Here is a 21,062-nt window from a genome sequence, read left to right as displayed (position 1 = left end):
CGCACGGGTTATTTATTTGTTAAGTTTGATTTTGTGATTGATTGATTGGTTTTTTAAATGAATCGCAGCCCCGGTTGTAGCTGATGAGGGGCCGGATGATCAAAGGTGAGAGCAGGGATGACGGTTAAACAATTACGGGCTTTTCTGGCGGTGGCACAGACCCTGAATTTTGCCCAGGCCGGCGAGCGGCTGTTTCTGTCCCAGTCGGCACTGAGCCTGACCATCAAGGGGCTGGAGGATGATGTGGGAGGGCGCCTGTTCAGCCGTACCACACGCCAGGTACGGCTGACGCCCGAAGGTGAGGCCCTGTTGCCTCTGGCCAGGAGGTTGCTGGTGGAATGGGACAATACCGAAGACGAGCTGCGCCAGCGGTTTACCCTGCAACGGGGTCGGGTGGTGCTGGCGGCAATGCCGTCCTTTGCCGGTAATCTGTTGCCGCCCTTGTTGCGGGAATTTCGTACCCGCCATCCGGGCGTCAACGTCACCATCAACGACGTGATCAACGAGCAGGTACTGGATCTGGTGCGAGAGGGGCATGTGGAGCTGGGTATTACCTTCGAGCCGGCCGCGGACTGTGGTCTGGCCTTTACGCCGCTGTACCGGGATCGCTTCGTCGCCGTGGTACCTGGCGGGTCGCCGCTGGCGCAGCACGAGGCCCTGGGCTGGCGGCAATTGCTGGAGCAGCCTTTTATCGCCTTGCAGCGCCCCTCGGCATTGCGTCTTATGCTGGAACAGCAGCTGCGGCAGCAAGGGCTGACGCTGCCGGTGACCTTTGAAAGTCATCAGCTTGCCACCATAGGTCGCATGGTGGGATCTGGTCTTGGGGTGAGTGTGGTACCGGCGCTGTGCATCAAACAGATGCATGAACTGGGGGCCTATTGTGCCCGGTTGCAGGAGCCGGTGATGGAACGATCGGTCGGCATGGTGACCCGGATGGATCATGAATTGTCGGTGGCTGCTCAGGCGCTGTACGACATCTTGCTGAATTCTCCCATGCCGGAGCCATAGGATGCTCTTTCTCCGCTATTCTGAGGTAGCTAAATGTTGTAACAGCGGTGATAAAAGGTGCTATAACAGACGCGTTTGACAACACCAGCCAGGCGCAGCGTATTGTCGGTGTTATTTTTCGCTTCATAACGATTGTAAAGTAACCGTTCAGTCCTGCATTCAAGCAGTTGCCGGGTTTTATGTGTTAACTTTACCGGGTGTTTCATTACAACTCTAATGACTTAGGGTGCAAGGGATCTGAGCAATGACAGATAAAGACAATCATGATGTGATCGCCCCGGAAGGCAAGGTGAATCCCATCGACACCGACTATCAGGTGGGGCAGGACAACATAGCCCTGCAGATAGGACCATTCGGACTGGATATCCACAACCGGGTCTTCATGATCTCGGGCCTGGCCATCGTCGCCTTCGTGTTTCTGACCCTGGCGTTTCAGAATCAGGTGGCGCCGATGTTCGCTGATTTGCGCAGCTGGCTGACCTCCAACCTGGACTGGTTTTTTATTGGCTCCGGTAATATTTTCGTGCTGGTTTGCCTGGGCTTGATTGTGTCTCCCCTCGGCAAGGTGCGCATCGGCGGCACCGAAGCTACCCCCGACTTTACCTATATCGGCTGGTTCTCCATGCTGTTTGCCGCCGGCATGGGTATCGGCCTTATGTTCTATGGCGTATCCGAGCCATTGTCTCATTTCGGTTCCTCGTTCGGTGGTATCAGCGTCGAAAACGGCGTGCGCACCGACTGGGCACCGCTGGGTGCAGCAATGGGCGATGCCGAGGCAGCCAGAAGTCTGGGCATGGCCGCTACCATTTATCACTGGGCGCTTCATCCCTGGGCGATTTATGCGGTACTGGCACTGGGGCTGGCGATTTTTTCCTTCAACAAGGGCTTGCCGCTGACGGTACGCTCCGTGTTCTATCCGTTGCTGGGCGAGCGGGTCTGGGGCTGGCCGGGGCATTTAATTGATATGCTGGCGGTTATTGCCACCATGTTTGGTTTGGCGACCTCGCTGGGTTTTGGAGCTTCCCAGGCCAGCGCCGGCCTGAACTTTCTGTTTGGTCTGCCAATGGGTACCACCACCGAAATCGTGCTGGTGATCGTCATTACCGCCATCGCACTGGTGTCGGTACTGGCCGGCCTGGATGCGGGTGTGAAGCGGCTGTCCGAGATCAACATGGCGCTGGCGGCTCTGCTGCTGTTGTTCGTGATCATCGTCGGTCCGACGCTGATGATTCTGAGCGGTTTCTTCTCCAACCTGGTGTCTTATGTCGAGCACCTGCCGGCGTTGTCGATGCCGTTCGAACGTGAAGATGCCAACTACTCCCAGGGCTGGACCGCCTTCTACTGGGCCTGGTGGATTTCCTGGTCTCCGTTTGTCGGCATGTTTATCGCCCGGGTGTCTCGTGGCCGTACCGTGCGCGAATTCCTGGTGTCGGTGCTGCTGGTGCCTTCGACCGCCTGTGTGCTGTGGATGACCGCCTTCGGCGGTACCGCCATCAGCCAACTGGTGAACGATGGTTATCAGGCGGTGGCCGAAGCCGCCGTGCCGCTGCAGCTGTTCATCATGCTGGATGCGATGCCGCTGGCGCAGATCACTTCCTTTATCGGTATCATACTGGTGGTGGTGTTCTTCGTGACCTCGTCCGACTCCGGCTCTCTGGTTATCGACACCATCGCCTCCGGCGGCAAGGTCAACTCGCCCAAGCCGCAGCGGGTGTTTTGGTGTACCTTTGAAGGTCTGGTGGCCATTGCCCTTATGCTGGGCGGTGGTCTTGCCGCGCTGCAGGCGATGGCGGTATCGACAGGCTTCCCCTTCACCATAGTGTTGCTGGTGTCTTGTGTATCCCTGATCAAGGGGCTGGCGTCGGAACCAAGAGCTGGCTGAGTTCCGGGCCGATCGATGGTATAGATGGTATAAAGGCAGGCGGGGGCATCCCGTCTGCCTTTTTCGTTTTTTGTCTTGAGTGAGTCTGGTTATGGAAGCTGAGCAACTTGAAATACTGGGGTTTATTCGCCGCTTTCCCCCTTTCGACATACTGGAGGAGGACACCCTGGAGCATATCGCCGGGCAGATAGAGATTGCCTATTACCGGGCCGGAACCGCAATCCTGAATTACGGGGATCAAGTGCATGATTTGTATCTTATCCGCAGCGGGGCGGTGGAAATGTATCGTCGTAGCGGCGAGCTGCATAATCGCCTGAGCGAGGGCAGCCTGTTCGGCCAGATGGGACTGCTGATGAATAATCGGGTACGAATGTCGGCCACGGCGCTGGAAGACACCCTGGTCTATTGCCTGCCCGAGGCACTGTTCAACGAACTCTATGAAGGCTTTGAGTCTTTTGCCGACTTTGTGGAAGTGGAAGACAGAACCCGGCTACGGCAGGCGGTTTCCCGTCAGGAGGGCGGTGATGACTTGCTGACTTCGACGGTGCGGGAGCTGATCTCCCGCGATCCGGTCACCATACCGCTGGCGGCCACGATACTCGAGGCGGCGCAGAAGATGACCGAAGCAGGGGTGTCGTCCATTCTGGTGTTGCACCCCGACCCCCAGACCGACGATGAACGGGTAGCCGGCATTCTGACCGACCGGGATCTGCGTACCCGGGTGCTGGCGGCCGGCCTGCCGGCCGAGACCCGGGTGGAAGAGGTGATGTCGGCGGAACTGGTGGCGCTCGAAAGCGGTCAGTTCGTGTTTGAAGCCATGCTGATCATGCTGCGCTATAACCTGCACCACCTGCCCATACTGCACAAGGGCAAGCCGATAGGCGTGATTGCGTTGTCGGACGTGATGCGTCACGAGTCGCGCAGCAGCCTCTTCGTGGTGCGGCACATTTTTCGGGCACAAGATGCCGACGAGCTGGCGGCCATCGCCGATGATGTAAAGGCCTGTTTCGTGCGCATGGTGAACGAAGACGCCAACTCGCAGATGATAGGCACCGCCATGGCCGGTATCGGCCGTAGCTTCAAGCAGCGGCTGCTGGAACTGGCCGAGGCCGAGCTGGGGCCACCGCCGGTGCCTTACTGTTTTCTGGCGCTGGGGTCGATGGCGCGAGACGAGCAGCTGATTGTGACCGATCAGGACAATGCCATCATTCTCGATAACCGCTTTGATCCCGCCCAGCACGGTCCTTATTTTGCTGCCCTATCCAAACGGGTCTGTGATGGTCTGGCTGCCTGTGGCTACAGCTATTGCACCGGGGGCATCATGGCCACCAATGTAGAGTGGCAGAAAACCCGTCGCCAGTGGGAACAGTGCTTCGACGACTGGATTGATAATCCCAGCCCGCAAACCCTGCTGAACAGTTCGATTTTCTTCGATCTGGACGGGGTCTACGGCAAAACCGAATGGGCCGACCAATTGAATGCCCTGATTTCTCGTCGGGCCAAGCGCAGCCCGCGTTTCCTGGCCAGCATGGCGCGTAACGCCCTGGGGCGCACGCCGCCGCTCGGTTTTTTCAAGGAATTCGTGATGGAGCAGGATGGCAAGCACAATAACTCCATTAACCTCAAGCGGCGGGGCACGGCGCCGCTGGCAGATCTGATCCGGGTGCATGCGCTGGCGGTGGGCTCCAAGGCGCACAACTCCTTCGACCGGCTGAACGATGTGATCGAGTCGAACATACTGCCGAAGGGCCGGGGGCCGGACTTGCGTGATGCCATGGAATTTATCGCTACGGTGCGGATTCGTCATCAGGCGCTGGATGTGGAGGCGGGGGCCGACCCGGACAACAATATCGAGCCGGAAAATCTGTCGGACTTCGAGCGCCGCAACCTGAAGGATGCCTTTCAGATCCTTAGCCATGCGCAGAAGTTTCTGAAGTTTCGCTATCAGCCGAATCGGAGCTAGGGCCTGTTGATCTTTCGCGATGATGCTTGCAGCCCCCACAAGCGCTGCCCTGCGGGGGCGGCCAAACGCGTTTGACTCGAACGAAATTTAACCTCTGAAGGTCAACAGACCTATGGAAACGCCATGTTTTATTTAAGACCCGATGATATCCGGCCGAGTGCCGAGGTTCCCGAGTGGCAAAGCCAGTTCGGCGAACTGGCTCGTCATGCGCGGGATTATCGACTGGAGCGGTTTTATCGCGCCGGCGCGGTTAATGCGGATACTCCCCTGGCCAAGGTGCCCTTTGTGGCCATGGACTTCGAGACCACCGGCTTGAACCCGAAAAAAGATGCCATCGTCAGCATCGGGCTGGTGCCCTTCGACTTGCAGCGTATTCGCTGCCGGGAAGCCAGACACTGGATACTGAACCCCCATAAGCCGATGGCGGAAGAGTCGGTGGTGATCCATGGCATTACCCATTCCGAGGTGAAGGCGGCGCCGGATCTGCTGCTGGTGCTGGACGACTTGCTCACCGCCCTGGCCGGACGGGTGGTGGTGGTGCATCACAGAACCATAGAGCGCGGTTTTCTGGACCGGGCACTGAAGGCACGGCTGAACGAAGGCATCGTATTTCCGGCGGTGGACACCATGGAGCTGGAGGCTCGTCTGCATCGGCGCGGCCCTCTGGGATTATGGGCCCGGTTACGGGGCAGGAAGCCTGCCTCTATTCGGCTGTCCGACAGCCGCAGCCGTTATCATCTGCCATTCTACCAGCCGCATCATGCCCAGACCGACGCCCTGGCCACCGCCGAACTGTTGCAGGCGCAGATAGCCCACCATTTCAGCCCGGATACACCGATTGGGGACCTGTGGGTGTGATGAAATTGACTTTTATTGCGAAGATGTCTTGAGTGGTGTGAAGCTTAAGCGCGCGTAAATCGGGCAAAGGGCTCTGCTCCTCCGACACGCTATGAATACATCCCTGTACGCTCTCTGTTTCATCCCTGAAACAGAAGGTCGGTGGAGCAGATCCCTTTACCCTCCTTAGAACTCCGGAGCCATCGGTTGACGTTACCAGCAGATGGCTCCGGGATTAAGAAGAAGCAATTTCTGTTGCCTCTTTTACGCCGCAAGCCGATTTATAATCGAGAACAAATTCATAACCGAAAGCGTGGCTCGTCGTGAGCGTCGGCCTGCTCCTCGTCCGGCAGCCTGAGTACCGGCTCGACCCGGCCTTGCCCGGTGGGAGTGATGATGGCGCGGGGTTGCTTGAGGGTGGTGAGTATCTCGTCGCGCAGGGAGTCGGGCGTCGGCCATTCTTTCGGTGACAGGTGAATCACCGGCAGGCCCGTGTCCTGAATATGCTGCAACAGCTGTTGGCGCTGACGACCGTCGGTCTTGCTCAGGCTGTCATCGACCAAGGCCACCGCCGCCCGGGCCTTGAGATCCAGCGGTGAGCAGAGCACAAAATCCAGCTTCTCACCATACATGTCATGCAGGGCCTGCTCACGCTGGGCTTTTTTCAATTGGGGGGTGAGCTCGACCAGCTCGCTCAGGCTGACGGCGGCAAAGACCCGCAGTTGCTGGCCGATGGCCTTGTCCAGTAACCGCAAGGCGGCGGCGGACTCGGGGCTGAATAACAGTTTTTGCTGATAGGGTTGCTTGGGAGCCCCTCGCCACAGTCGGCGCAGCAGAACAAACAGAGCCAGTAAAATCAGCAACAGGACCAGACTGAGCATCAGCCAGTCGAGCAGGGAAACGGGAAGCATGTCGGTCATGGATGGCCTGAAAAAAGATAAGAGAAAGCGGCATTCAGTGTAGCAGAGGAGGCGGCATAAAATGAATATCGGCACCGTCATGTTCGGTGGCAGGCGTTGGTCATTCCACAGGTGGGCGACAATTGTTCTGCTTTGTGGTGGCGGCGCTGGCTTGTCGTTCGCCGGCCCCTTATAATTCCGCCATTAGAAAATCTTATCGAGGTATGGATGTCCCGGCGACTCCCCCCGCTCAATGCCCTCAAGGCATTTGAAGCCGCCGCCCGCAACTTGAGTTTTACCCGGGCGGCGGAAGAACTGTTCGTAACCCAGGCGGCGATAAGCCATCAAATCAAGGGGTTGGAGGACTATTTGGGCATCAAGCTGTTTCGCCGACGCAACCGGTCCCTGCTGTTGAGCGAAGAGGGTCAGAGCTACTTCCTGGACATCAAGGATATTTTCTCCGGTATTTCCGATGCAACCGAGCGGCTGCTGGCGCGTAGTGCCAAGGGCGCGCTGACGGTGAGCCTGCAGCCGAGCTTTGCCATTCAGTGGCTGGTGCCCCGGTTGGTACGCTTCAGCGAGGTACATCCGGACATAGACGTGCGCATCAAGGCGGTGGATCTGGATGAAGGTTCACTCACCGACGATGTGGACGTGGCGATTTATTATGGCCGGGACAACTGGCCGGGCCTGCGGGCCGACAAGTTGCATGCGGAATATCTGATCCCTGTGTGTTCACCGATGCTGCTGATGGGTACCAAGCCGTTGAAGACACCCGAAGATCTGACCCGGCATACCCTACTGCACGATACTTCCCGGCGGGACTGGAAAGCCTGGTTCAAGCAGCTCGACATTCAGGCGGCCAATGTTAATCAGGGACCCATCTTTAGCCATTCGTCCATGGTGATTCAGGCGGCGATTCATGGTCAGGGTGTAGCCCTGGGGCACAGTGTGCTGACCCAGCCCGAAATTGATGCGGGCCGACTGGTGTGTCCCTTCGAGCAGGTGCTGATGTCCAAGAATGCCTATTACCTTGTGTGCCATGAATCCCAGGCGGCTCTGGGCAAGATTGCCGCCTTCCGGGAGTGGATGCTGGCGTTGGTGATAAAAGAAGAGCAGCAGAAGGCGCTGAACGGATGAATCATGTGTTGATAAACGGCGCCGACAATGCTCCTAACCGCGTGCTGCTGACCCACGGTGCCGGGGCCGGTATGGAGCATGCGGTGATGAACAGCCTGGCGTTGGGCCTGGCCGACGAACATATTCAGGTGATTCGTTTCGAGTTTCCCTTCATGCAGAAAACCCGGGCCGACGGACGCAAGCGACCACCGGACCGGGAGCCGGCGTTGCTGGACTGCTGGCGCGAGATGGCGACCGAATTTGCCCATCCACGGCTGTTTCTGGCGGGCAAGTCGATGGGCGGGCGCATGGCATCCTTGGTGGCTGATGAACTGGCACCGGCCGGTCTTATTCTGCTGGGGTTTCCCTTTACGCCGCCGGGCAAGCCGGATCGGTTCCGTGGCCAGCACCTGGCCACGCTCGCGACGCCAACCTTGCTGGTGCAGGGCGAGCGGGACAACTTCGGTAACCGGGAGGCGGTGACCGGTTATGATCTGGCCCCGGGCGTGAAAAGCCTGTGGGTGAAAGACGGCGATCACGGCTTCAGCCCGCGCAAGTCGTCGGGTACCACACTGGAACGCAATTTGACGGCCATAGTGGCCGGTATGAGGAGGTTTGTGCTTGCTCGTTAATCTTTGGTTTTATCTGGCGGCTCTGTTCGGGCTGAGTGCCACTGCACTGGGGGCCTATGGTGCTCACGGCCTGACTGCCGGCGGTCTGTCTGCTCCTCTGATGAGTGCCTTTAACACCGGGGTGCAGTATCAGTTTTATCATGCTCTGGCGCTATTGCTGGTGGTGTTGGCCTGGCGGTTCAAGCCGGTCGGGTCACTGCAGGTGGCGGCGGCGTTTTTTGCATTGGGCACCCTGTTGTTCAGTGGCAGTATTTATGCTTTGGTGCTGTTTGGTACCAAAGGTATTGGTTGGTTAACTCCCCTGGGGGGAGTTTGTTTTATGGCGGGCTGGTTAAGCGTATTGCTGGCCGGGCGTACCTGGTTGAGGTCTTGATGAAACACTTATTGATATATTGTCGCCCCGGGTTCGAGAAAGAGGCGGCAGCGGAAATTCAGGACAGGGCAGGGCAGTTTGGCTGTCCTGGATTTGCTCGGACCAAGGACGACAGCGGCTTTGTTATTTACGAATGCTTTCAGCCGGACGACGCCGATTTAATGGCGCGAAAATTGTGGTTTAGAGAGCTGATTTTTGCCCGACAGATGCTGGTGGTCTATGCCGAAATAAAAGACTTGCCGCTGGAGGATCGCATCACGCCGCTGCTGGAAGCGGCCGATGGCATGGAGTTGTGTGGTGATATTCGGGTAGAAACGCCGGATACCAACGACGGCAAGGAACTCTCCCGTTTTTGTCGCAAGTTTACCGTGCCGATGCGTCAGGCTTTACGTGGCAAGGGCTTGCTGACCCGTAACGAGTCGGACAGCAAACCCGTGTTGCACTTGTTCTTTATGGCCAGTAATCATGCCATATTGGGTTATTCCTATACTTTCAATAACTCTCCCTTCCATATGGGGATTCCCCGACTGCGTTTTCCGGCCGATGCGCCCAGCCGCTCCAGTCTGAAGCTGGAAGAGGCTTTTCATGTGTTTGTTCCCCGATATGAGTGGGATCTGCGGCTGACGTCGGGCCTGAGGGCGGTGGATCTGGGCGCCGCACCCGGCGGCTGGACCTATCAGCTGGTGGCCCGCGGCATGATGGTCACCGCCATCGACAACGGGCCCATGAACCAGGCCTTGATGGATACCGGACAGGTGAAGCATTACCGGGAAGATGGTTTTACCTGGCGTCCGGCCCGCAAGAACACCTACTGGCTGGTGTGCGACATGGTTGAAAAGCCGGCTCGGGTGGTGGCGACCATGGCCGACTGGCTGGTGAATGAAGACTGCCAGGAAGCGATGTTCAACCTGAAACTGCCGATGAAGAAGCGCTACGGCGAGGCGGTACATAACCTGCAGCAGCTGAAGGACAAGCTGGCCGAGCTGGGCGGTTTTCAGGTGCAGGCCAAGCAGCTGTATCACGACCGGGAGGAAATTACCGTGCACGTGTATCAGCCGCGCAAGGTGGCCAAGCTGCAACCCAAGGAATAAACCGACCTGTCTGGTCAACCGGGGGCGTGACAGTGAACCATGAAAGAAAGGGCCTTCGGGCCCTTTCTTCGTTATGGCAGGTGTAAAAGTAGCAGCAGGTAAGCAGAATGCGAGAGCGCCAAAAATGGCTCGGCGTTCTGAATAAAGAGGCAGCCGGATTGCCTCCCCGACTTCGGCGCTGTCTGTTGGCAATGTCATACGGCACGTCGGTAGAGTTGTGCCCTTTGGTCCGATTTTATGCTGCCACCTTTCGTTTAAAACCGGTATTTGCAATCCAGTCTGGACTCGTCGTCGGTGATCTTGAGATCGAATTCCAGCCGGGTTTCGGGGTCCGAAGGACGAATGCTCAGCTTGATACCGTCCCCCCGCAGGCGCAGCGAGGTTTTAAAACCGCCCCGTTCGAAATTCAGGCGGGGCCGGAAGTTTTTCAGTGACAGGCTGACCGAGCTTTGCGGGGTCAGCTTCAGACTGGGATAGGCAGCCAGACGCTGGTTGCCATCTGCCGTGGGCTGCAACTCGATATCGAGTCCGTAATCGCTGGGTGTTGCACCGAGTAGCTCGGAAGGAGTCAGGGTAAAATGCAGAGGCGGTATGGCGGTGAGGTCAGGAGCGAGAGTGGGGGCTTCATAGGCGGGACTGGGTGTGACATAAACCAACAGTAGCAGGGGGAGAAACACCGGCAGCTGTGTGAGTCGAACATCCATGACATGTTACCTCCGTCTGTAACAGTAACTATAGTCGGCGGTTTGTGACCAGGCGCACATTTTTTGTTCGGCTAAGGTTTGATGTATTGTCGGCGGATACTCATTAAAAAGGGCCTTTCGGCCCTTTAACTGGTTTGTCAGTCGCTTACAGGTTGGCGATGATCGCCTGGGTAAACTCGGTGGTGCTGGCGTTACCACCCAGATCCCGGGTGACCGTCTTGCCTTCGGCGATGGTCTTGCGTACCGCTTCACGGATCTGCCGGGCCTTGTCCTGCATGCCCAGGTGCTCCAACATCTGAATGGAGGCCAGGATCACCGAACAGGGGTTGGCGATGTTCTGACCGGCAATGTCCGGCGCCGAACCGTGCACCGCCTCGAAGATGGCCGCTTCTTTACCGATATTGGCGCCCGGGGCCATGCCCAGTCCGCCGATAAGGCCGGCACAGAGATCCGACAGTATGTCACCAAACAGGTTGGTGGTGACGATCACATCGAAACGTTCGGGATACATCACCAAATTCATACAGGCGGCGTCCACAATCATTTCAGTGGTTTCGATGTCCGGATAGCGCAGTGCCACTTCCCGGGCCACGTCGAGAAACAGACCCGAGGTGGATTTCAGGATGTTGGCCTTGTGAACTATGGTGACCTTCTTGCGGCCTTCGTTGCGGGCCAGCTCATAGGCAAACACGGTGATACGCTCGGCACCTTCGCGGGTGACGATGCTCATCGCCTCGGCGCTGTTGTTGTCTTCGGAGCGCTTCTGACCGGCACCGGAATACATGCCTTCGGTGTTTTCCCGAATGGTGATGATATCGATGTTTTCGAAGCGGCTCTTGGTGCCTTCAAACGATACGACCGGACGCACGTTGGCGTACAGCCTGAAATGTTTGCGCAGAGAGACGTTGATGGAAGTAAAACCGCCGCCGACGGGGGTCGTCAGGGGGCCTTTGAGGGTGATTTTGTTTTGAGCTATCAGGTCAAGGGTTGACTTGGGGAGAAGTTCGCCGTGTTTTTCCAGGGCCATAAGGCCGGCGTCGGCATAGTCGTAATGAAAGTTACAACCAGCGTGATCCAGTATTTGCAGGGCGGCATCGATAATGCTTGGGCCGATACCATCACCCGGGATCACGGTAATACTGCGTTTGTTCATGGGCAGCGTTCCGTTTTTAGTTATAAGTCGAGGGGAAGTATTATTGCCCCGTATTTATAGCATTTTCGCCGTACTTTTCCTATGACCCTTTAGTCGGGGGTGGGTACCGCAGATCCTGCAGGTTAAAGCCCAGTTCTATATCATCCACCAGCTTGACCAGCTGTCTCGACAGCAAGGCATGATGCTGATGAGCATGAACGGTATTTTCGTCTTTTCCTCGTGGGGCGGTGGCAAGCAATTTGTCCAGAGTATTATGCTGTTGCAACAGCGTTTTGGCTCGTTTGGGACCTATGCCGGGTACGCCCTTGATCTGGCTGCCGGACACGCCGGTCAGTGCCCAATAATCCACCAGTTGTTCGACCCCAAGCCCATAGCGTTGCTGCACGAAGGCGTCATCCAGCCAGCGTTGATTGAAGTGATCCCATAACCGGATGTGAGGGCTCAGTAGCTGACAAAAGCCCTGATCGGTGGAGACGATAATGCTGCTCTTGCCGTGACGGCTCAGGGTGGTGGCTAGGGTGGCGATGAGATCGTCCGCCTCGTCGGTGTCGGACAGCAGGGCATCGATGCCTTGTTGCCACAGCAGCTGTTGCAGCTCACCGAGGCTATTTTGCAGAGACTCGGGCATGGCTTTGCGCCCGGCCTTGTATTCCGGATACAGGTGATGGCGAAAGCCGACCGGTGCGCCGTCGAACACCGCGATTACATGGCTGGGTTTGAACTGGGCGAGTAACCGGTTGGCGGCATTGGTCAGGGCGGCGCCGGTGGCGGCCAGCGCCCTTGCTTCATGTTGATGCCGTTGAGCCTGTACCGCATGTAACCGGCGGATCAGGTTCAGGGCATCGATGATCAATAATTGCATTCAAACTCTTGTTATTGATGATTATCGGTTGATTCGATAGCAGGGAACATAGGTCGAGCCAGGCAGTTTCATGCGCTGCTGCTCTACAAACTGCCGTAGCAGTTTGTCCATCATTTTCATCATTCTGGGCTCGCCATTGAGCAGGAAGGGGCCCTTCTTCTCGATGGCTCTGATGCCGCCTTCCTTGACGTTACCGGCGACTATGCCGGAAAAGGCCCGCCGCAGGTTGGCCGCCAGCTGTTGCGGCGGTTGATCCCAGCTCAGGTTCAGGTTGGCCATGCCTTCGTGATCCGGGATAAAGGGCATCTGGAATTCCGGCTCTATCTTCAGCGACCAGTTGAAGGAATAGGCATCACCCACCGATTTGCGATAATCCCGTACCAGCGGCATGGCGTTTTTGACTCGTCGTGCCACCTCGGCCGGATCGTCGATGATGATCTGATACAGCGACTGAGCATCGGGGCCCAGGGTGTTGCCGATAAACTCGTCCACACTGCGGAAGTAGTCGGCGCTTTCCTTGGGACCGGTGAGGATGATAGGCATCGGCTGATGGCTGTTTTCCGGGTGCATCATGATACCGAGAATATAGAGGATCTCTTCGGCGGTACCGGCGCCACCGGGAAAGATGATGATGCCATGGGCCAGCCTCACAAAGGCTTCCAGCCGTTTCTCGATATCCGGCAGTATCACCAGCTCGTTGACGATGGGGTTGGGTGGCTCGGCGGCGATGATGGAGGGTTCGGTCAGGCCGATATATCGGCTGCCGGTTACTCGTTGCTTGGCATGGCCGACGGCGGCACCTTTCATCGGGCCTTCCATGGCGCCGGGGCCACAGCCGGTGCAGATGTTCATTTCGCGCAGCCCCAGTTCGTTGCCGACTTCGCGGGTATATTGATATTCCTGCGCATTGATGGAGTGGCCACCCCAGCACACGGCCAGGTTGGGCTCGGCGCCGGGGTTGACGGCCCGAGCATTGCGCAGAATGGAAAATACCAGATCGGTCAGGTGCAGTGATGAGGTCAGATTCAGTTGATTCTCGCTTTGCAGCTTGCTGTTGACGTAGATGATGTCCCGCAGCACCGAAAACAGGTGATCCTGAATACCGCGGATAATTTCACCATCTACAAAGGCATGATCCGGCGGATTGAACAGCTCCAGTTTGACGCCACGTTCACGACGGATCACATTGATCTCGAAGGATTTGTAACGATCGAGAATTTCCTTGGAACTGTCGGTTTTGCTGCCGGAGTTCAGTACCGCCAGGGCACAGTTGCGAAACAGTTGATACAGGGCGCCGGAGGCGGACTGTTTGAGGTTATCGACTTCGACTTGCGACAGCAGATTCATGCTGCCGACCGGATTGATATGGGTGATCATAGTCACTCCCGTGAGTATTGTTATTAAGGTCAATCCATGACTATCTGATCACGCCCGGCGCGTTTGGCGCTATACAGGGCCTGATCGGCGCGCTCCAGTGCTGAAGTAATGCTGTCGCCCTGTCGAAACAGGGTGGCACCGATGGATGCGGTGATGGTCACGCGCTCTTCTTTGAATCGAAACGGAATGTTTTTGACTTGTTTGCGTAGTTTTTCCAGCGGTGTGCTGAAGTGTTCCGGGTCTATGTTGTTCAGCAGGATAATAAACTCTTCGCCTCCGAAACGAGCGACGAAGTCGCTTTCCCGTAATGACTGCTGAATGGTTCTGGCAATCAGGCGCAACGCCTTGTCTCCCGCCAGGTGACCGTATTTATCGTTGATATCCTTGAAGTAATCAATATCGATCAAGGCGATGCACAAGGGACTCTGATAACGAAGCCAACGGCGATACTCGATTTCCAGCCGTTCATCCATGCCGGCTCTGTTGTGAATTTGAGTCAGACTGTCGATAAATAGCTTATCGTTCTGCGCGCTGAGTTGCTGTTTGAAATTCTCGGTCTCGTTTTTGAGTGATTCTATTTGCTGGTCCATGTCATTCATGCGTTTGAGCAGCGACTGTTCTCGTTCCTGTAGTCGTTCATGCTGTAGCAGAACGTGGCTGATACTGCGCATACGCAGTTCGATTTTTTCTTTCAGACATTCGCTACCCTGGTTGACCAGGTGCTCGCCTATGGCCCTGAGCTCGCCGGCGATGTGATGTCCGTGATGGGTACGGGCATCGAATAACGCCTGACCTTCACTCAGGGAGATAGCGAAGTGATGTTGCATCTCTCCCAGGCTGCCATGGAGCCTGGTCAGAAACAGAGTGGAGTTTTTGCGCTCAATCCTGCAGCCCTCTATGGTGAGTTCAATCAGGCGCAGACAGATCCCCGGCAGCAGGGTGGCATCAGCCTGTTGTGACAGCTGGTGCTGTATCTTGCTCAGTTCGGTGGCCACTTCACCGGAGAAGTTGAACTCTTCGATCAATTGCTGTAGCCGGGAACATAATTCGTGATAGTGGGCCTGATGCTGGCTGTGCTGCTCGGTGCAGAGGCTCAGGGCGCTCTGATAGCAGTCCAGCAACAGCCACAACTTTTTTTCGTGGCCTTCATCGTTATGTTCCAGCGTTTTCAGCAGGGCATCGGTCTGAGAAGGTTTGAATCTGGAGTGCTGCAGCTGTGCCGCCGCCTGGTGCAATTTTTTTCCGGTCAGTTGCTGCGCACGATGCAACCGGGTACGGCCCTGCCGCAGTCGGGCAAGTTGTTGCTCCAGCTCGATCGAGAGTCGGGTTGTGATGGGCGCCGCCGCTGGCTCGGGCGAGGCTGAGTCGAGTTGTCCGACAAACAGTTTCTGCCAGTGGCTGATAAGACGGCCGGCCGGCTCTGAGTATGCGCCGCTGGATATGCTGATTGGCGACTGTTGTTCTTGTTGCTGCAGGCGGCCCAGAATGTTTTCCAGCCTGTCAATAACGGATGCCAGTTCCTTTAACATCAGATTATCGTCGATATTGTCCATGGTTCACCATTACACCCTAGCGCAGGGGGGCTGTAAAATTATATTGAGATTGCCGGCTCAGGTGCCAGGGCACTCCAGTCAATCTGTTGTTTGTTATGTGAACTATTGACCTTGACCAGTCCTTTCAGAATAGCCTGAATACAACAGTGGCGGATATCACCATTAAAAAAAGCGGCTTGCTGACAGTCGACAGCCAGCAACTCTACCCAGGCGCGTTCATCGGTTTGCTCTGCCAACTGGTGGGCGGCGGCCATGGCCAGGTAAAGAATATCTCCCAGACGAATATCATCCAGGGCGTGAGGGGCTTTCGGCAAGAACGGATGCCCTATGATGCCGATGGCCAGGCGCTGATCAAGCTGAAATCGGCAGGGGAATTCCATAAACATGCGTTCGAGGCTGACGATTGTCTGTTGCAGTGAGTTGACCTGGCGTTGCGAGATGACGTAGATGAACTGCCCTTCGCGCAAGTCATAGAGCCGGGCCTTGGGGTGGATGCGGCCTTGCAGGTATGCTCCCAGCTCTTTCTGCAGGGAGGACGCATGGGCCAGCCCTATCCGTTCGCTCAGATCGACCATGAAGGGGACATGCAGCAGCAAATAATAGATTTTATCGTTAAACGGCTGTGCCTCGGCTTCGTTGAGATACCACTGCTCGGAACGTTGCTGGCGCTTGGCCATTTCCTGCGGTAAACGCAGCATCAGTTGGCGCCAGTTTGGCAAGCCGGTTCTGGGTTCGAGCAACAACGACTGCTGCAACCCGGTATTGCTCTGCAGCAGGCGGCGACTACGAATATGATTACGCAACCAGCCATAAAGCAGCAGTGGTGCAATCAGCCCCAGGCTGACGGCGAGCAGGGTAAAACGCTGTTTGTCCTGCTGCAGTTGCTCATTCTGTCGGCGTAGTCCGCTCAGCTCCCGCTCTTGTTGCAACTGCTGATCGCTTTCTTGTACCAGACTCTGGGTCAGCAGCCGGTTAAGCTGGCTGGCTCGTTCGTAATAGGCATGAAACGCCTTGTGATGCACCAGCGCCAGGGCTGGATTACCGCTGGTTTCAAACAGCAGCGCCAGCAGTCGGTGGCTTTCAATCAGACGGGGTACGTCATCCTGCTGTTCGGCCAGTTGCCGGGCCTGGTCGAGTTGGAGCAGGGCCAGGCCATGCTCCTGCAGTTCCAGGTGCAGCTGGCCCAGTTGTAATAGCGTGTCTACCTGACGGGGGATATCCTGGCTGCGTTCGAAGTTGGCCCGGGCCAGAGTCAGATAGTGGTGCGCCTCGGCATAGGTCTTCAGCAGCCGGTAGGAATGGCCTATCTCCAGATAAAGCCGGGCCATCAGGTTGGCGTCGGCCTGAATCTTGACCAAGTCGAGTGCGTTGAAAAAGTAGACCAGTGCCAGGCTGGCGTCGTTACTGGCCCGGGTGACCCGGCCCAGGTTGAGCAACGAGCCTATCAGCAGGGTCGGATTACCCAGCAATTCGAACTCGGTAGCGGCCTGGTTGGCGTAATGCATCGCCTGCTCGCCTTTGTCCAGTGAGGCGTACAAGGTGGCCGCCTTATCGGCGGCCATGGCCTTGAGATAGTACTGGCGACGTTTGCCCAGCAGATTCAGGGTTTCCACATAATGAGACAGGGCCAGCTCATCCTGTTGTAGCAAGAGGTAATATTCCCCCAGCAAATAGTTGGCCCAGGCCTGCTGAATGTATTCGCCTTGTTGCTGGGACTGGACCCGGATTTGCTCGAATGCCAGACGGGCTTCATCGAAACGATGCTGATACAGGAGCACGCTGGCCTGTAACAGGGGCAGGGCCGCCATCAGGGAAGGCGGGGCCTGGGTTGTCAGCAGAATACCGGCTTCATCGAGCAGGATGTTGGCCTGCTCGGTATCTTGCTGTACCAGCGCCAGTTTGGCCTTGATGAGCAGGCTGGCCGCCTCGGCGTCGGGATGACGATAACGTTTGGCGAGTTTGATGGCCTGATTGATGCTGGTATCGGCCGGTAGCGTGAGCCCTTCATTGGCCTGGCACAGAGCCTGAATTTGCCAGGCGGTCTGGCTCTGTTCCCGGGTGCGATAACGCCTGGCCAGCTCCTGGTGATCGAAGTCCTGACGCGAGTTGACCATCTGCGCCGGATCGACCTCCTTGCGTTGCAGAAAGAAGTTGGTCAGGGCGACACACTCGCCGGGTCGGCTCAGCATCAACTGCTGCGCCCGTTGCAATTCAACGGGTTCGGGTTGGTACGGCGACAGCGCAGGAGCGCCCGCCAGATGTGAAACCAGAACGGCAGCAGACAAAATCACAATAATGAATACCGATATAACACGCGGATGAAGCGCCAGTTTACGTAGCAGACCGAAGGGAGTCCAGTTTCTGGCGCGATCCGGTCCTATTGATAGCTTGGACTCGCTTGTTGCTGGGGTTACTGGCGTTGCAGGCGGACGTTGGCGGCCTTGCCGGCCACATTACTGCGGTAGGGGTTGATATCCAGTCCGCCACGACGAGTGTAACGGGCATAGACGGTCAGTTCTTTCGGGCGGCAGTGCTGCATCAAATCCATGAAGATCCGCTCTACGCACTGTTCATGAAACTCGTTGTGCTGGCGAAAGGACACCAGATAACGCAGCAGCGCCTCGCGGCGGATGCGCGGACCCTGATAGCGGATCATCAGGCTACCCCAGTCCGGTTGCCCGGTGACCAGGCAGTTGGACTTGAGCAGATTGGAGTGCAGGATTTCATTGACCTCTTCGGCGTCGGTGGCGTTAATGAGCAGGTCGGCCTGGGGCTGGTAATGCCGGATCTCGATATCGAGGCCATCGATGCAGTCGCCGGGCAGGATGCCAAACTGGGTGGGAGCCGCCTGCAGTTCATACAGCTTGACCTTGACCGGCCCCTGAGCACAAAGAGTCAGGTCCCGGGTTAGGATATCCGCCACCTCTTCCAGGCTGTCGAAGTGGCTTTGATTGAAGCTGTTCAGATACAGCTTGAACGACTTGGACTCGATGAGGTTGCGGCTGGTAGCGGCGATACGCACCTCACCCATGGCGACCATGGGCTTGCCTTTGCGATTCAGCCAGGACAGCTCATAGAGATTCCACAAGTCTTCCCCGGCGAAGGGCAGGGCATCGGCGCCGAGCCCAAGTTCGTCACGATTCAGGCTGCGGGGCACGGGCTGAAGCTGGCCGGCATCGTATTCGCAGACGTAACTGCTTTGCTTGCCCAGGGGGAGGTCGTCCAGCGCCTTGCTGGCCTGGTATTTCTGCTCTGGTGTCATTTCGGGATCCAATTGGTAGAATACGGTTCACTGAGCCTATTGTGAGACTTTACTATGCAAGATCAAGTGGTGATGGCACTGGCCGAGCTGTTTGAACGTCAGCGGCGACTGGGGGGCATACCGCTGGTGGGTCACGACGCCGATTTTGCTTCTCCGGCCGAGCAATTACCGGCCCAGGCTGGCCGGGTTGGCTGGCAGCCCTGGCGGCGGCCCGCTCCCGGCGGTTTCGACAATATCGCCACCGCGCTCGAGATGCCGGTGCACCCGGATATCGGTGCCTTTTTCGGCCACTATTATGCGGGAAATGTGCCAGGCTGTTTCAAGGGACTCTTTCTGACTCTGCTGCAACCCTGGAACGAGCAGGACTTCGAACGACTGCAACAAAACCAGATAGGCCATCAGCTGATGCTGCGGAAGCTGAAGCTGCCCGCCAGCTGGTTTCTGGCCAGTTGCCGGGACGAGCAACGGCTGGTGACCCTGGACAACGCCAGTGGTGAGGTGTTGCTGGAACGGTTGGGCAAGGGCCGCATCGGCGTGCTGGCGCCGAACCTGGCTCATTTTCTGCGTCGGCTGGAGCCGAGCGGCTAACATAAGTGAGGGTGGGGGGGTAATACCGATCCCAGTAACCAATTGCTCTATTTTATTTTTACACCAATTCCGGACAAAGGGCCGGCTCCGCCGACTCGCCGTAAATACTTCCCTGTAAGCTCAGCTACGCCATCCGTGGCGCGGATGGTCGGCTGAGCAGATCCCTTTGTCCTCCTTGAAGCGTCGGAGTTGCTTGCTGGCACCGACTGCAGACAACTCGGCGTTCAAGAGAGGCAACAGAGAGCGCCTCCCTCGACCGTGAAATACCATGGACGGCATTTCCGAGCTTACTCGTAGCATGTCGTGGGAGGCGGCTGTGTTGGGAGGCGGCTGTGTTACCTCTGGGGTGCAGCTTCAACGTCTTATCAGGTGCATAATGTAACCGATATTACTTTTTGAAGTCCCAGGACAGGTTGGACACCAGCCGGCAGGGTTCGCAGACGAAGTCGAAAATCTCGTGCACCGGCTCGGCCAGTCGCCAGTCTTCGCCACAATTCGGACAGGGCCGGTTGAGCTCTGCCTCCAGGCTGTCGCCACCTACCCGATACAGATAATAGAAGGTCGGCACCTCGGTCAGATATTCGATACGCTTGGCCAGATCCCGGCCGCGCCGGCTCAAACGGCTGTCCGGCTCGCTCAGCTCGGCCACGGCACCGTGCTCCAGAATGGAGCCGTTCATCTGCAACTGATCACAGGCCTCCCAGTCTTCCTGCCACTTGAGTATCTGCTTGCTGTCGCCATTGGCCACCGGCGGTATGCGATACAGCGGCACCGGGGTGAAGTGGTCGCCACAGCGCAGCGGCGAGCAGCTATGCAGATAGGTGGTGTACAGCAATTGCCAGCGGCGCTGGTCGCAATGATCCGTAGTATCCGAGTTGAGATCCTGGCCCCTGAGCTGCACCTTGGGGCTGGTCAGCCCGGCCCGATGCAACTGCTCGATGGCCAGTGTCACCTGACGGCTGTGATAACGCGGGTGCAGGCTGTCTTTTTCCGGACAGACTACCCGGGCGCTGAGCCAGCCCTGATGCATTGAGGTAGGAAATTCCCGGCCCAGGATCTGGCCGTTATAGCGCAGGGCATCGATAAACTGGCGAATGGCCGGCTCGGCATCCGACAGCTTTATGTCCTGATAACAATCGAAGTTCAGCTCACAAACCCACATCAGCCCTGTTGCTCCGCTTGTTGGGCAGCTGACTGCGCCAAGAGTTGCTCCAGCCGGGCGACCCGGGCCTCTAACTCGGCGATACGCTGCACGAGATCCGGTGCCTCGCCCTGTTCGGTTGCGGCCATCGTGACCGTCGCCGCGGGCAATTGTTCGGGCGAGGACTTGTAGCGGCTGACCAGTTGCAGCAGCTGGGCCATGTTGACCGAGCCGCTGACCCGGGCCTTGACGGCGGCGGTGGTAATGGCCTTTCCTTCTCGCACCAGGCTTTGAATGGCGTTGATTATATCCTGTTGGGGCATGATGGCTCCGGTTGCATTATCTCAGGCTGAGGTTCAGTTGATCGATGATTTCGGCCCAGTCCGAGTCGTTTTGCAGCCCTTCTTTCAAAAAGCCGGACTGGGATTTGCTCCAGAAGGGGGCATCCACCAGCTCCACCTCGGGCGGCAGGCGGTGAGAAGCGAGAAAATGCTCTATGCCCTCATGGCTGGCGTCCAGTCCCAGTTGCTCGAACAATTCACTGAAAGGGTGAGTGATGTGTTCCATTACCGTCTCCTTGTTACCGTCAAAATAGTGCGCGACCAATTAGGGTCGCCC

At 57.2% G+C, this 21,062-nt stretch carries 20 protein-coding genes; 9 read left to right on the top strand and 11 right to left on the bottom strand.

All coding sequences use genetic code 11. The annotated features are described in order from the left end of the window. Positions 1-117: 117 nt before the first annotated feature. The 4 genes from ACLEIV_RS13955 (at position 118) to ACLEIV_RS13940 (ending at position 5,711) form a co-directional block, all read left to right on the top strand. Positions 118-1,008 carry a LysR family transcriptional regulator gene (locus tag ACLEIV_RS13955; protein ID WP_410457244.1) on the top strand — a complete coding sequence of 297 codons (891 nt, stop codon included), beginning with the start codon at positions 118-120 and terminating at the stop codon, positions 1,006-1,008. A 244-nt stretch (positions 1,009-1,252) separates the two neighbouring features. Further along, positions 1,253-2,890, top strand: a complete 1,638-nt coding sequence (locus tag ACLEIV_RS13950) for a BCCT family transporter (protein ID WP_410457243.1) — start codon at positions 1,253-1,255, stop codon at positions 2,888-2,890. A gap of 91 nt (positions 2,891-2,981) precedes the next feature. Continuing rightward, the gene (locus tag ACLEIV_RS13945; protein WP_410457242.1) at positions 2,982-4,853 is read left to right on the top strand and encodes a DUF294 nucleotidyltransferase-like domain-containing protein; all 1,872 of its coding nucleotides are present in this window, start codon (positions 2,982-2,984) and stop codon (positions 4,851-4,853) included. A gap of 123 nt (positions 4,854-4,976) precedes the next feature. Beyond that, positions 4,977-5,711, top strand: a complete 735-nt coding sequence (locus ACLEIV_RS13940) for a 3'-5' exonuclease (protein WP_410457241.1) — start codon at positions 4,977-4,979, stop codon at positions 5,709-5,711. 278 nt (positions 5,712-5,989) lie between these two features. Here ACLEIV_RS13940 and ACLEIV_RS13935 read toward each other — a convergent pair whose 3' ends face one another. Next, entirely contained in the window at positions 5,990-6,610 is a 621-nt protein-coding gene (locus ACLEIV_RS13935) for a DUF2726 domain-containing protein (RefSeq protein ID WP_410457240.1), read from the bottom strand. A gap of 207 nt (positions 6,611-6,817) precedes the next feature. Between ACLEIV_RS13935 and ACLEIV_RS13930 the strand changes: the two genes are divergently transcribed. The 4 genes from ACLEIV_RS13930 to rlmM are packed head-to-tail and all read left to right on the top strand — an operon-like array spanning position 6,818 to position 9,804. After that, positions 6,818-7,729, top strand: a complete 912-nt coding sequence (locus ACLEIV_RS13930; RefSeq protein ID WP_410457239.1) for a transcriptional regulator GcvA — start codon at positions 6,818-6,820, stop codon at positions 7,727-7,729. Next, positions 7,726-8,340, top strand: coding sequence for an alpha/beta fold hydrolase (locus ACLEIV_RS13925; RefSeq protein WP_410457238.1), 615 nt, complete (start codon positions 7,726-7,728; stop codon positions 8,338-8,340). Before ACLEIV_RS13930 ends, ACLEIV_RS13925 begins: the two co-directional genes overlap by 4 nt. After that, positions 8,330-8,713 carry a DUF423 domain-containing protein gene (locus tag ACLEIV_RS13920; RefSeq protein ID WP_410457237.1) on the top strand — a complete coding sequence of 128 codons (384 nt, stop codon included), beginning with the start codon at positions 8,330-8,332 and terminating at the stop codon, positions 8,711-8,713. Before ACLEIV_RS13925 ends, ACLEIV_RS13920 begins: the two co-directional genes overlap by 11 nt. Next, on the top strand, positions 8,713-9,804 hold the full coding sequence (rlmM, locus tag ACLEIV_RS13915) for a 23S rRNA (cytidine(2498)-2'-O)-methyltransferase RlmM (protein WP_410457236.1): 1,092 nt from the start codon (positions 8,713-8,715) through the stop codon (positions 9,802-9,804). Before ACLEIV_RS13920 ends, rlmM begins: the two co-directional genes overlap by 1 nt. 254 nt (positions 9,805-10,058) lie before the next feature. Here the strand turns inward: rlmM and ACLEIV_RS13910 are convergent, their stop codons facing one another. From ACLEIV_RS13910 to queF, 7 genes are all read right to left on the bottom strand, one after another. Further along, entirely contained in the window at positions 10,059-10,508 is a 450-nt protein-coding gene (locus tag ACLEIV_RS13910; protein ID WP_410457235.1) for a hypothetical protein, read from the bottom strand. A 145-nt stretch (positions 10,509-10,653) separates the two neighbouring features. Beyond that, entirely contained in the window at positions 10,654-11,661 is a 1,008-nt protein-coding gene (locus ACLEIV_RS13905; RefSeq protein WP_410457234.1) for an isocitrate dehydrogenase, read from the bottom strand. A 79-nt stretch (positions 11,662-11,740) separates the two neighbouring features. Beyond that, positions 11,741-12,523: a flap endonuclease Xni gene (gene xni, locus ACLEIV_RS13900; protein WP_410457233.1), complete on the bottom strand. Its 783-nt coding sequence runs from the start codon at positions 12,521-12,523 to the stop codon at positions 11,741-11,743. 21 nt (positions 12,524-12,544) lie between these two features. After that, complete coding sequence (ppnN, locus tag ACLEIV_RS13895; RefSeq protein WP_410457232.1) at positions 12,545-13,900, bottom strand: nucleotide 5'-monophosphate nucleosidase PpnN; 1,356 nt, start codon at positions 13,898-13,900, stop codon at positions 12,545-12,547. A gap of 29 nt (positions 13,901-13,929) precedes the next feature. Next, the gene (locus ACLEIV_RS13890) at positions 13,930-15,453 is read right to left on the bottom strand and encodes a GGDEF domain-containing protein (RefSeq protein WP_410457231.1); all 1,524 of its coding nucleotides are present in this window, start codon (positions 15,451-15,453) and stop codon (positions 13,930-13,932) included. Between the two features lie 38 nt (positions 15,454-15,491). After that, positions 15,492-17,744, bottom strand: a complete 2,253-nt coding sequence (locus ACLEIV_RS13885; RefSeq protein WP_410457230.1) for a tetratricopeptide repeat protein — start codon at positions 17,742-17,744, stop codon at positions 15,492-15,494. 119 nt (positions 17,745-17,863) lie between these two features. Then, the gene (gene queF, locus ACLEIV_RS13880) at positions 17,864-18,715 is read right to left on the bottom strand and encodes an NADPH-dependent 7-cyano-7-deazaguanine reductase QueF (RefSeq protein WP_410457229.1); all 852 of its coding nucleotides are present in this window, start codon (positions 18,713-18,715) and stop codon (positions 17,864-17,866) included. Between the two features lie 54 nt (positions 18,716-18,769). Here queF and ACLEIV_RS13875 point away from each other — a divergent pair, with 54 nt between their 5' ends. Then, the gene (locus tag ACLEIV_RS13875) at positions 18,770-19,303 is read left to right on the top strand and encodes a SecY-interacting protein Syd (RefSeq protein ID WP_410457228.1); all 534 of its coding nucleotides are present in this window, start codon (positions 18,770-18,772) and stop codon (positions 19,301-19,303) included. A gap of 388 nt (positions 19,304-19,691) precedes the next feature. Here the strand turns inward: ACLEIV_RS13875 and ACLEIV_RS13870 are convergent, their stop codons facing one another. From ACLEIV_RS13870 to ACLEIV_RS13860, 3 genes are read right to left on the bottom strand one after another with little or no spacing between them, the layout of a single operon-like run. After that, complete coding sequence (locus ACLEIV_RS13870) at positions 19,692-20,465, bottom strand: Zn-ribbon-containing protein (RefSeq protein WP_410457227.1); 774 nt, start codon at positions 20,463-20,465, stop codon at positions 19,692-19,694. Then, positions 20,465-20,767 (bottom strand): hypothetical protein, encoded by a 303-nt coding sequence (locus tag ACLEIV_RS13865; protein WP_410457226.1) that lies wholly within the window; start codon positions 20,765-20,767, stop codon positions 20,465-20,467. Before ACLEIV_RS13865 ends, ACLEIV_RS13870 begins: the two co-directional genes overlap by 1 nt. Positions 20,768-20,783: 16 nt before the next feature. Continuing rightward, a complete protein-coding gene (locus ACLEIV_RS13860) occupies positions 20,784-21,011 on the bottom strand; it encodes a DUF2789 domain-containing protein (RefSeq protein WP_410457225.1) in 228 nt (75 codons plus the stop codon). Positions 21,012-21,062 lie beyond the last annotated feature (51 nt).

The organism is Oceanisphaera submarina, from assembly GCF_046521305.1.
GTDB lineage: Bacteria > Pseudomonadota > Gammaproteobacteria > Enterobacterales > Aeromonadaceae > Oceanimonas > Oceanimonas submarina.
The sequence above is the reverse complement of the archived record's forward strand: the minus strand, read 5'-3'. Positions and strand labels throughout refer to the sequence as shown.

Coding starts and splice junctions, on each gene's coding strand:
- ACLEIV_RS13955 (WP_410457244.1), top strand. CDS start 118: ATGACGGTTAAACAATTACGGGCTTTTCTGGCGGTGGCACAGACCCTG.
- ACLEIV_RS13950 (WP_410457243.1), top strand. CDS start 1,253: ATGACAGATAAAGACAATCATGATGTGATCGCCCCGGAAGGCAAGGTG.
- ACLEIV_RS13945 (WP_410457242.1), top strand. CDS start 2,982: ATGGAAGCTGAGCAACTTGAAATACTGGGGTTTATTCGCCGCTTTCCC.
- ACLEIV_RS13940 (WP_410457241.1), top strand. CDS start 4,977: ATGTTTTATTTAAGACCCGATGATATCCGGCCGAGTGCCGAGGTTCCC.
- ACLEIV_RS13935 (WP_410457240.1), bottom strand. CDS start 6,610: ATGACCGACATGCTTCCCGTTTCCCTGCTCGACTGGCTGATGCTCAGT.
- ACLEIV_RS13930 (WP_410457239.1), top strand. CDS start 6,818: ATGTCCCGGCGACTCCCCCCGCTCAATGCCCTCAAGGCATTTGAAGCC.
- ACLEIV_RS13925 (WP_410457238.1), top strand. CDS start 7,726: ATGAATCATGTGTTGATAAACGGCGCCGACAATGCTCCTAACCGCGTG.
- rlmM (WP_410457236.1), top strand. CDS start 8,713: ATGAAACACTTATTGATATATTGTCGCCCCGGGTTCGAGAAAGAGGCG.
- ACLEIV_RS13910 (WP_410457235.1), bottom strand. CDS start 10,508: ATGGATGTTCGACTCACACAGCTGCCGGTGTTTCTCCCCCTGCTACTG.
- ACLEIV_RS13905 (WP_410457234.1), bottom strand. CDS start 11,661: ATGAACAAACGCAGTATTACCGTGATCCCGGGTGATGGTATCGGCCCA.
- xni (WP_410457233.1), bottom strand. CDS start 12,523: ATGCAATTATTGATCATCGATGCCCTGAACCTGATCCGCCGGTTACAT.
- ppnN (WP_410457232.1), bottom strand. CDS start 13,900: ATGATCACCCATATCAATCCGGTCGGCAGCATGAATCTGCTGTCGCAA.
- ACLEIV_RS13890 (WP_410457231.1), bottom strand. CDS start 15,453: ATGGACAATATCGACGATAATCTGATGTTAAAGGAACTGGCATCCGTT.
- queF (WP_410457229.1), bottom strand. CDS start 18,715: ATGACACCAGAGCAGAAATACCAGGCCAGCAAGGCGCTGGACGACCTC.
- ACLEIV_RS13875 (WP_410457228.1), top strand. CDS start 18,770: ATGCAAGATCAAGTGGTGATGGCACTGGCCGAGCTGTTTGAACGTCAG.
- ACLEIV_RS13870 (WP_410457227.1), bottom strand. CDS start 20,465: ATGTGGGTTTGTGAGCTGAACTTCGATTGTTATCAGGACATAAAGCTG.
- ACLEIV_RS13865 (WP_410457226.1), bottom strand. CDS start 20,767: ATGCCCCAACAGGATATAATCAACGCCATTCAAAGCCTGGTGCGAGAA.
- ACLEIV_RS13860 (WP_410457225.1), bottom strand. CDS start 21,011: ATGGAACACATCACTCACCCTTTCAGTGAATTGTTCGAGCAACTGGGA.